The organism is Alicyclobacillus fodiniaquatilis (assembly GCF_042678105.1).
GTDB lineage: Bacteria > Bacillota > Bacilli > Alicyclobacillales > Alicyclobacillaceae > Alicyclobacillus > Alicyclobacillus fodiniaquatilis.
The window spans coordinates 59,853-69,870 of sequence record NZ_JBHUCX010000027.1 but is presented as its reverse complement, the minus strand read 5'-3'; the positions used below and the strand labels follow the sequence as shown (position 1 = coordinate 69,870).

At 49.3% G+C, this 10,018-nt stretch carries 9 protein-coding genes; 6 read left to right on the top strand and 3 right to left on the bottom strand.

What is annotated here, in order from left to right; all coding sequences use genetic code 11:
• Positions 1–88: 88 nt before the first annotated feature.
• Both ACFSB2_RS10910 and ACFSB2_RS10905 read right to left on the bottom strand, forming a co-directional pair.
• Positions 89–262 carry a hypothetical protein gene (locus ACFSB2_RS10910; protein ID WP_377943073.1) on the bottom strand — a complete coding sequence of 58 codons (174 nt, stop codon included), beginning with the start codon at positions 260–262 and terminating at the stop codon, positions 89–91.
• A 184-nt stretch (positions 263–446) separates the two neighbouring features.
• Positions 447–1,250 carry a G1 family glutamic endopeptidase gene (locus tag ACFSB2_RS10905; RefSeq protein ID WP_377943072.1) on the bottom strand — a complete coding sequence of 268 codons (804 nt, stop codon included), beginning with the start codon at positions 1,248–1,250 and terminating at the stop codon, positions 447–449.
• A 214-nt stretch (positions 1,251–1,464) separates the two neighbouring features.
• Between ACFSB2_RS10905 and ACFSB2_RS10900 the strand changes: the two genes are divergently transcribed.
• From ACFSB2_RS10900 to ACFSB2_RS10885, 4 genes are all read left to right on the top strand, one after another.
• Complete coding sequence (locus ACFSB2_RS10900; protein WP_377943071.1) at positions 1,465–1,854, top strand: MerR family transcriptional regulator; 390 nt, start codon at positions 1,465–1,467, stop codon at positions 1,852–1,854.
• Between the two features lie 178 nt (positions 1,855–2,032).
• A complete protein-coding gene (locus tag ACFSB2_RS10895; RefSeq protein WP_377943070.1) occupies positions 2,033–2,893 on the top strand; it encodes an aldo/keto reductase in 861 nt (286 codons plus the stop codon).
• A gap of 467 nt (positions 2,894–3,360) precedes the next feature.
• Complete coding sequence (locus tag ACFSB2_RS10890; protein ID WP_377943069.1) at positions 3,361–4,566, top strand: aminotransferase-like domain-containing protein; 1,206 nt, start codon at positions 3,361–3,363, stop codon at positions 4,564–4,566.
• Positions 4,567–4,768: 202 nt separating this feature from the next.
• A complete protein-coding gene (locus ACFSB2_RS10885; RefSeq protein WP_377943068.1) occupies positions 4,769–5,254 on the top strand; it encodes a nitroreductase family protein in 486 nt (161 codons plus the stop codon).
• A gap of 118 nt (positions 5,255–5,372) precedes the next feature.
• Here the strand turns inward: ACFSB2_RS10885 and ACFSB2_RS10880 are convergent, their stop codons facing one another.
• Positions 5,373–6,221, bottom strand: a complete 849-nt coding sequence (locus tag ACFSB2_RS10880) for a DNA adenine methylase (RefSeq protein ID WP_377943077.1) — start codon at positions 6,219–6,221, stop codon at positions 5,373–5,375.
• Between the two features lie 112 nt (positions 6,222–6,333).
• On the opposite strand from ACFSB2_RS10880, the gene aroA reads away from it, so the two are divergent.
• Together aroA and ACFSB2_RS10870 are read left to right on the top strand one after the other, a co-directional pair.
• On the top strand, positions 6,334–7,680 hold the full coding sequence (gene aroA / locus ACFSB2_RS10875) for a 3-phosphoshikimate 1-carboxyvinyltransferase (protein ID WP_377943067.1): 1,347 nt from the start codon (positions 6,334–6,336) through the stop codon (positions 7,678–7,680).
• A 178-nt stretch (positions 7,681–7,858) separates the two neighbouring features.
• Entirely contained in the window at positions 7,859–9,844 is a 1,986-nt protein-coding gene (locus tag ACFSB2_RS10870) for an LppP/LprE family lipoprotein (RefSeq protein ID WP_377943066.1), read from the top strand.
• Positions 9,845–10,018 lie beyond the last annotated feature (174 nt).

The window sequence follows — 10,018 nt, the reverse complement described above, 5'->3', positions numbered from 1 at the left end:
TGAAATCTGCATCGTATTGTTTTGTCATCGTAGACACCTCGAATCAATTTACTTATTTTCACATTCTCGATTCGTTGTGTCCACACTTTTAACCTAACACCACTTGATTCATGCTGGAATCCTGGCAAAGCCATATTAGTAAAAAACCGATTACCTGATGCAATTGATAAAATTTACAAAGCAATGCCTTTGCAGGATCGGGATCAACTATATTCAATTCAATAACGAACATTTCATTATTTTCTACAACATGCTCTATCATGTAGGAAAGCACCTCTCCGGAATGGTAGTGTTTGTTCGTACTTGCGCGATACCAAACGGAGCGATGCTTTTAATTTGTCAACAGGGCTATTGCATGTTGTTCAAACCGGTGTACTGCAAGGAATTAAAAGATGTTTCTGCGCTGCCAAATATTGAAATAAAAACTATAATGACATCATAGGTGTCTACCGTTTACGGATTTTACGGATGGAATTACGGCGACCATTTGCGATCACATTTCTGCCGCCTTTTAGGTTTCCTCTCCTCTGTTTTGGAGTTTTCACCCGTTTTTTGACAAGCGATGCTGGTGGATTCGGGGGTATTGATCCATAAACAACTGCAAATCCGTCTTTATCGCTATCCGGTATAGATGGGGTAGATACTTGGGTGCCATTTTGAACCATCACTCCGGCCTCAGATGTTTTAAATCTTGGATTACGGCCATTGATAAGACAATGGTTGAATATGACTTTTCCGTAATTAGCTAATGTAGCTATACTGCCATTAACCGTCGGCGCTTCTTGAATGAACTCTACACTCGACTGTGGCCCGTTATAGGCTTTAACCGTAGCAAAGTTTTTTCCTTGAGTTACATTTGCAATCTTAATTCTCCATCGACCACTGGGTAATTTTCGAATACAGGCTTGCATAAGATCTCCTGGATTTACTGGTAGAGAAGTGATGATTCTTTCGCTGTTGGGTAATATTTCCCACCAGGCGTGATATCTAGCTGCTCCATTAACGTAGTCTGATTCTGTACCCGTTTGGATCAAATTACGATTATTAAAACCGTCTATGCCGATCCATGTGGAGGAATACGTGTTTGTTGGACTAGGACAAACAGCAGGGACGCGCCATCTCCCCGACACACTGATATACCGACCAGAGTTTGCCGAACGAGCGTAACCAGACCAATTTCCAGACGACCAATCGTTTTGTCGTTTTCGTAGTCTATTAACAGTGACGTTATTTATTTTCTTATACCGCATCATTTTACCCTCCTAATGACGCATGGGTTTTCTCTAAATAAGAAATTCCATCTGAAGTTGCAATGAAACGGACAAGAGCGGACAATGGTACTTGTGTATGTATTTGAGGTATCTTTGCTGGGGATTTTGAACATGAATTTAGGTGTTGAGCTGATTGAATAATCACTGATCTGACTTGAAGTTAACTTTAATTGAAACATGGAGGTACAATTGCATGATGTACTCGATCGGTGATCTTGCAAAGATTGCAGGAATTCCAGCATCGACACTACGTTACTATGAAAAGGAAGGTTTGTTTCCACCTATCAGTCGTGACTCTGGTGGAAGAAGAACTTACACGAAAACGGATCGGGATTGGTTGGACTGGATTGTGGCATTGAAGCAGACAGGAATGGCGATTGAAGAAATCAAGGAATACGTCAGACTCATGCGTATCGGAGAGGGGACTGAACACCAAAGAAGAAACATTTTGCAGAGGCATAAGACGAAAATAGAATTTGAAATTACTCAATATCAAGTGTATCTCGAAAAAATTATTCGAAAGATCGCATATTACGATGCAGTCGTTTTGTCTAAAGGGACGGATGCATTTGACTTAAAGTGAACTTAAAGTGATAGGGTTACTACATTCCGAACGGTGTAGTGGGCTCGTGTAGAGAGCATGTTTGCGACCGAGGATTTGGCTGTGAGCACTTCATATGATGGATGACTTCGATCCTCCCTCGCACCGGATATTTGAATGTACTGCACAGGTTTCACCGTTCATTCAGGAGGAATGTATGTTGAAGACTTTGTCATCAGCCAACGCAGGCACAATCGTTATCGGCGGAGAACGCCAAGTGAACCGATTAGGGTATGGCGCTATGCGACTGACCGGTCCCGGAGTTTGGGGTGAGCCTGCGAATCCAGAGGAAGCAGTTAGCGTTCTTCGTCGTGTTGTCGAACTTGGCGTGAATTTTATCGACACGGCAGATATGTATGGACCGTTTGTATCGGATATGCTGATTAAGAAAGCGTTACATCCTTATCAAGATAATCTTGTAATTGCCACCAAAGTTGGTCTCGTTCGTTCGGGTCCAGCAAGTTTCGCTCCCCTCGGTCGCCCTGAATACTTGCGACAGCAGGTCGAGCTAAGCCTACGCCATCTTGGATTGGAATGCATCGACCTTCTACAATTGCATCGTATTGACCCAACTGTGGAGTTGTCGGAACAACTGGGAGAACTGGTTCTCATGCAACAGGAAGGGAAGGTACGGCACCTAGGTCTTAGTGGCGTGACAGTCGAGCAGTTAGAAGATGCAAGACAGTATATAGAAGTCGCATCTGTGCAAAATTTATACAATTTTTCCATGCGTGAAACGGAAACTGTCTTAGAGTATTGCGAACAATATGGTATCGTATTTATTCCTTATGGGCCGATAGCTGCAGGTAGGTTAGTCAAGTCGGATGGAGTATTACATGACGTGGCGAAACGTCTAGATGCAACGTCGTCTCAGATTGCGCTCGCGTGGCTCTTAAAACGCTCTCCAATCATTCTACCTATTCCCGGAACTTCTTCTGTCGCTCACCTAGAGCAAAACATCGCAGCAGCAGGAATTCAACTATCGGATGAGGATTACGGAATCTTGTGTAAATCCGTGTAACTCCGTAATGAGGGGCAATATATTCATCTTTATTTCCGCGGTCAGACTGTGACACGGTGCCGAAGGACGACAGTCCGTTTAAGGTGCACATCAAACAGTCTACGATAAACACAACAGCCCACAGTGTTTCCTTAGCGCATTGTGGGTTGGAATTCCTTCAGAAACTAAAAACCATGACCCTCAATTAAACATTAGCCATGTGCACATGAGATGAAAACGGACAAATATAAAAGATGGAGTAGCAATCTCAGCTAATAAATTTCCAATCTTCGCCGTGGTAATGAAATCAACCGCCTCCAAATAAGGCGATTTTCTGTGACAAATGCGTACATAAAAGTGCGGCGAGTTGGCTCAATCCTTGCAAAATTGCTTCCCTGCTATACAATGTTTCCAGTGGGCTGCGCAGCAGACTGACAGCATTTCTAGTATACCAAAAATCTGAAAATAACGAATTGTGGTGATTGTTTATGCAATTGAAACTTGCGAAGACGGCAAGCGAGATCAAAGCGTCCGCCGTTCGGGAAATTCTTAAACTGACACAGCATGATGATGTGATCTCATTCGCTGGTGGCCTGCCGGCCGAAGAGTTTTTTCCAGCCGGGGATTTGCAAAAAGCCTTTGAACGCGTATTTCAGCAAGGCAATAAAGTGTTGCAATACGGGCTGACCGAAGGACATCCGCCGCTGCGGGATGATATACGGCAACGGCTGATCAAAAAGGACATCAATGTGAATGTGGAAGATGTGCTTTTGACCACTGGTTCGCAGCAGGCGATTGATTTGCTGGCCAAGGTCTATTTGGAACCCGGTGACGTGGTTTTGACAGAAAACCCAACTTATTTAGCAGCGCTGCAGGCTTTTAAATATTATTCGGTCAACATTGTCGCGGTGGAAAGCGACAGCCAGGGGATGATCCCTGAAGATCTGCTGGCCAAAATCAAACAGTATCAGCCGAAACTCGCTTATGTCACGCCTACTTTTGCCAATCCGACGGGCATCGTCTGGAGTGAAGAGCGACGTCTGGCTTTGCTTGACGCCTGTGCGCATCACGATGTGCTCATCCTTGAGGATGATCCGTACGGTGACATCAAATTCCATCAGGACGAGACCTATCCGTCCCTTTTCACACTCGGCAAACAGGCAGGGTTTCACGGGGTCATCTACACGAGCACATTTTCGAAGACTGTCGTGCCTGCACTGCGCATCGGCTGGGTTTGTGGGCATCGACAGATCGTGCAGGCCATGACCCGCGCCAAGCAGGCGACAGATCTCCATTCCAGCTCCATCGATCAACAAGCGCTACACAGCCTGATCAACCATTTCGATCTCGATGGACACATTCAAAACATCGCAGCGGAGTATCGGCGTCGCATGCAGCACATGATGCGCCTATTGGCGGCGCTCCCTTCGCATCAAGTTCATTTTGTGGAACCGAAGGGCGGCATGTTTTTGTGGCTGGAGTTGCCTGCTGAAATTGATGCAGATGTACTGTTGCAGTCGGCGGTCAAAGCGGGGGTCGCCTTTGTGCCGGGGACGGAATTTTATGCTGGAAATCCACGCAGAAATACATTGCGCCTAAACTTCTCGCATACGAATGCACAGAGAATGACTGTGGGCATGAACCGACTGAATGATGCAATTACATCTTTTCTCAAAAGTGATGCAGTGATCTAGGGCTTGTGGGAAAATATTCTAGCCATTCATGCTGATAGATTTCCACAAGTCTCCTAGCATGTCAAAGTGAACATCAACGCGTAGAGATGATGTTTTTCGCAAAACGTTCATATCTTCGAATAGAAGTGCTAGGGATAGGCGGATGTATCCGCTTTTTGTTTGGGCTACAATTTATGAGAGTTGGTAAAGGAGATGATGTCGCGTGAATGTAAAGGAAGCCGTTATTGGGCGTCGAAATATCAAGCAATTCAAACCGGATCCGATACCGAATGAGCAGTTGATGGAGTGGCTGGATGCTGCGAGCTATGCGCCCAATCACCGGATGGCGCAACCTTGGGATGTGCTGGTCATTGGGCCGGAGACCCGGGAGAAGTTGAATCACAAAGCAAACTTTGGCGACGCGCCTGTCGTCTTGGCCATTGTGGCGCATGGTGCTGGCACAGAAATGGACAGGGAAGAAAACCTGACTGCTGCGGCTTCGTTTGTCCAAAACTTTTCGCTTGTCGCATACGAGGCAGGCGTTGGTGTGCGTTGGACCTCCGTCGGTGGCAAAGCAGAAAACCGTGAAATTCTGGGCGTATCTGAGGGCGATGTCGTCGTGGGCGTCATTGGTGTCGGTCATCCGACAGATGTGCCTGCGCCGAAGACTCGCACTCCGATGGCGGAGAAAACAAGGTATCTGCCATAATCACACCATCGGCTGGCTGGTGGCTGATATTCTCTAAGGCGTCTATGCCAAATGACACAGGTAGGAAAGCTGCACCCAAAGTGGCGAAAGTCACTGGGGGGCAGCTTTTTTGCGCGGGTTACTCGTCCTCGCCATAGTTTTTCACCAGGACTTCATCCACTTTACCACGTCGTGAAACATTCGAATTGATGGCCCGCTTGGCTTCGACGATCACGATTCTGTAACCACTGTACAAATCTTTGATAAAGTTCGTTGCCGAGTTGCTCAAGAGCACATAACACCCACGCCGGGTGAGATCATCGACGATTTCTTTGAGGCGGATTTGTTCTTTTTGGCCAAAACCGTCCAAACTGTAGCCAGTGAATGAGGCGGTGTGCGAAACTGGATCATATGGTGGATCGATGTAGACAAAATCGCCTTTTTGCGCAGTGGCAACGGCTTGGGCGAAGTCGGTATTCAGGATTTCAATCTGATTCGATACGAGGAAATGATGAACTGCCTGCAACGTGGATTCATCTAAAAAATTCGGATTTTTGTAATCCCCGTATGGGACGTTGAATTGACCTTGTCCGTTTACTCGAAAAAGACCGTTGTAACATGTTTTGTTGAGATAGATCATGCGCGAGGCGCGGGCGACGGGTGATAGCGCTTGGTATTCTGGCTGTCTATCGAGTTTGCGCAGTGTATAGAAGTATGCCCGCTCGTTTTTGTGTTTTTTGAGATCTTCAATCAGAAGCCCGATGTGATTTCTTATCACTTCATACGTGTTTACCAGTTCGTTGTTGATATCATTGACGATTGCCTTTTTCGGCTGCAAGTCAAACAGAACGGCCCCGCCGCCAAGAAAAGGTTCATAATAGGTGTTAAAACGCTTTGGCGCGTGTGTTCGTATTTCGCCGATGAGTTGGCGTTTGCCCCCGGCCCATTTGAGAAATGGTTGTACAAGCTGATTGTCATCCACAGCAATTGCTCCCTTGTATACGAACACACGTTTTCTTCAGTTTAATCGATTTCATCGATATTGTGTATTGGGAACCTGAATCGGCCAAACGAGTCATTTACATTCACGAGGTGAGCATATGTCAGAACACGAAGCAGATTTACAAGCGAGATCTCCCTGGGCCTTACACGATGTCAAAACCGCGACGATAGAACCGCCAGATGGACCTATCGAAGCGGATGTCTTGATTCCAGGCAGTAAGAGTTTCACAAATCGGGCGTTGATTGTCGCGGCTCTGGCGCAGGGCACTTCGCGACTGTCCGGCCTTTTGCGCAGTGACGACGCGTATTGGTGCATTGAAGCATTGCGCGCTTTGGGGCTCTCTGTAGATGTCGACGGCGAATTTGTCACGATACAAGGTGTGGACGGAATTTGGCCCAACACACAGGGGCGCGTGTATACAGGGGCAGGTGGCACCACGGCTCGGTTTTTGACCAGCGCGCTCGCGGCGGGCGCCGGGGACTGGTTTGTCGAAGGCAGCAAACGGATGAACGAACGGCCGATGGGCGTGCTATTGACCGCGTTGCAGGCGCTTGGCGCTGACATCACACCGCAGTCCGAGCGGCCAGATACATTGCCCATCAGGCTCAAAACCACCGGACTCCATGGCGGGCGTGTGCAGATGTCCGGCGCGGTGTCCAGCCAATTTATCAGTGGGGTGCTGATTGCCGCGCCATACGCCAAAGCGCCGGTGGCCATCGAGATCGTAGATCATATTGTCCAGCGTGCGTATGTGCACATCACTTTGGATATGATGCGCGAGTTTGGGGCGGTCATCGAAGCGGATGAATCCCTTTCGGCGATGCGCGTGGCAGCTACTGGCTACAAGGGGCGCGAATACGAAATTGAGGCAGACGCTTCTACCGCTTGTTACTTTTGGGCGGCAGCGGCGCTGACAGGGGGGCGTGTGCGCGTGCAGAATCTCTCCTATCAGACGCGCCAGCCAGACGTGCGCTTTGTCGATGTGTTGGCGCGCATGGGCTGCGTCGTGGACAAGGATGGACATGGCATAGAAGTGCGCGGTCCAAAGCAGTTGCAGGGCGGTTTCACGGTGAGCATGAAGGAAATGTCGGATCAGACCCTGACATTGGCCTTTCTCGCGCCGTTCGCAGACGCGCCTATCGACATCATCGAAGTCGAACATATTCGCCATCACGAGTCGGATAGATTGGCGGCCATCTGCGAAACGCTGCGCAAAATGGGCATTCGCGTCGAGGAACGCGCCGACGGCGTGACCGTTTATCCAGGACAACCACAAGGCGTGCGCCTATCCTCTTACGATGATCACCGTGTGGCAATGGCGCAAGCGATCATGGGTCTGCGCGTGGCCAATTTGTCTATCGATGATCCAGGCTGTGTTTCGAAGACCTGTCCGATGTTTTTTGATAAATTGCGCGAAATCGGCGTAAATGCGCACTTGGTTTAAAGATTGTAGATGTGCATGTGTGACGATCCCAATGCTTTGTCCGACATACCACAGTTGTCGTGAATTTTGTGATTGCGCTTGTCACATGATATATCTCTGTTCCGTCTTATAGGCGTAAGAGGCATAGGCGCGTAAAGGCGTTCGAAGCTTCCCTATTTTGGCGTGAGGAGATAGATTCATGCGAAAGAACATCGGATCCGCTTTCGCCGCAACAGCCATTGTGCTTGGCTCGTTGCCTAATTTGACCGTTTTTGCGGCGACACATCACACCAGTACAAAGCAGATACAGGAGCAAAGTGAAATTGTGGTCAATGGGCAATCGATGCCTGCGATGGCCGTGGTGCAAAATCACACTGTGTGGTTGCCTGTGAGCACGCTCCAACAGGCGATTTCGCAGATGGGGCTCAACGTATCGTATAACGGCCAGCAACTGCTCATTGATAACCTGGCATTGCAAAGCGCAACACTGTCCACACCTCCGCAAGGCAAAATCGACATCGCGGCTGGATCACAATTGATGCGCAACGTGCCAGTCGTTCAGTCGAGTGTATCTGGGCAGTCGCAGACATACGTGCCAATCTGGTACGTCAACAAAGCAATCAGTCAGGCAGATACAGGCTATCTGGCCAGTTGGAACGGCGGCAATCATACTTTGACATTGACCAACGACAAGAGCGGTCCGCCGTCCGTCGCACAGATAGATCAGGTGATGGCGGCCACCAGTGAGGTGGGGACGTCGGGAGAGCACTTTGCCATCAGCGGCAAGCCCGTCACCATCACGGCGGACAATGGGGATTCGGTGACCGCTGTCGTCGGGACGAGAAGTCCTTCTGCAGATGGTTACGGCCAAGTGGTGTTTTTCTTTCACAACCAGACGTTTGTCGGTGTGGATTCGGATACCGAGAAAACAGACATTCGCTCGGTGAAACCGGCGGCAGCGGGCATGTCGTTTGAGATCACATATGCCAACTATGCAGAGACAGATCCGCTCTCATCTCCATCACTTGCGCCGGTGACCGTTGAATTTGGTTGGGGTGGAACGTCATTTACCGCGAATCAGACGATACCAAGCGGCGCGCTGAACGGTATGAAGATCAGCGTTTCATCTGCACAGCCAGCGCAAAATACGCCGGGGGCTGACGCCAAAGCCGCCATTCAGGCGGCGTTGCCTGTCGGCGCCAAACTTGTGAACCGACCTGGTGTGGATACGCCATATCTGGCGGTCGATTTCAATGGTGATGGTGAAATGGCCTACGCGGCTGCATACAAGGTCAAATCGATCATTGGCGCCGTCGTTGTTGGCGAACAGGATGGAAAGTGGCAACCGCTGTGGCAAAAAAATGGCCTTGGCGTATCACTTGCGGAACTGAACGCAGGGGATGTGACCGGGGACGGATCGACCGCGTTGGCGCTGCAAGCCTATGTGGGGGACGGCGCGAATGAAACGGTGATTCTCAAATGGCTGAACGGCAAGTTACAGCCGATTTTTGACACGGCGGCACTGGCTGACATCGGCGATTTTGACGGGCAAGGCGGCATGGAGATCGCAACGTGGCAACACGATACCGGGCCGTTGGAAAATATCCAAATGTACGCTTGGGATGCGCAGAAACAGGCCTATGCGAAAGCGAACAACGCGGACTATCCAACCTACTTTGCCAACAACGTGATTCCTTATTATCAGGCGCTCGCCAAGCAAAAGGGCGAAGACGCTGTTCCACCTAAAATGCTTGACTATGGTCTGGCTGGCGGCAATCTGGCAGCCGGATTTTATCAACAGGCGCTCGAACAGGCGCAACGCGGTTTGCAGCAGGGCGCAAATGCGTATCCGCCGAACGGGCAGTTACAGACCATTGAGCAAGCTGCAGAGCAGGCGCTACAGGAACAAAAGACGTATTACGCGCTGTCGCCTGCGCTGAAAGCGGCGATTCAGGCCGAGGTCAGCAAGTACACGAGCGGCCTGTTGAATCCGATGGCTGCGCCGACGATTTTGGTTGATCAGACGGCGAACGGCTACAAAGTGCACACCGTTGGCGGTATGTTGCACAATGACCAAGACGGTGTGATGCAGTATGCGCATGAACTTTCGTTTACCATTTCATCAGACGGCAAACAGGTGACAAACGTGGCAGCGCAGGATTCATTGGGGAACACGGTTTGGTAGGATTGGCAGCGTATTTTCACCCCCCAGGGCGCATCTTGGCAGATGGCGCACTGGGGGTGTCATGTTCATCCCGATAAAACAACCTATATTATATGCCAGATACATAAATGACGTTTTCAGTGGAATCCTTCCTTTTGAAGATGAAGATTTATAGGGGAGCGTATTATGAGAACG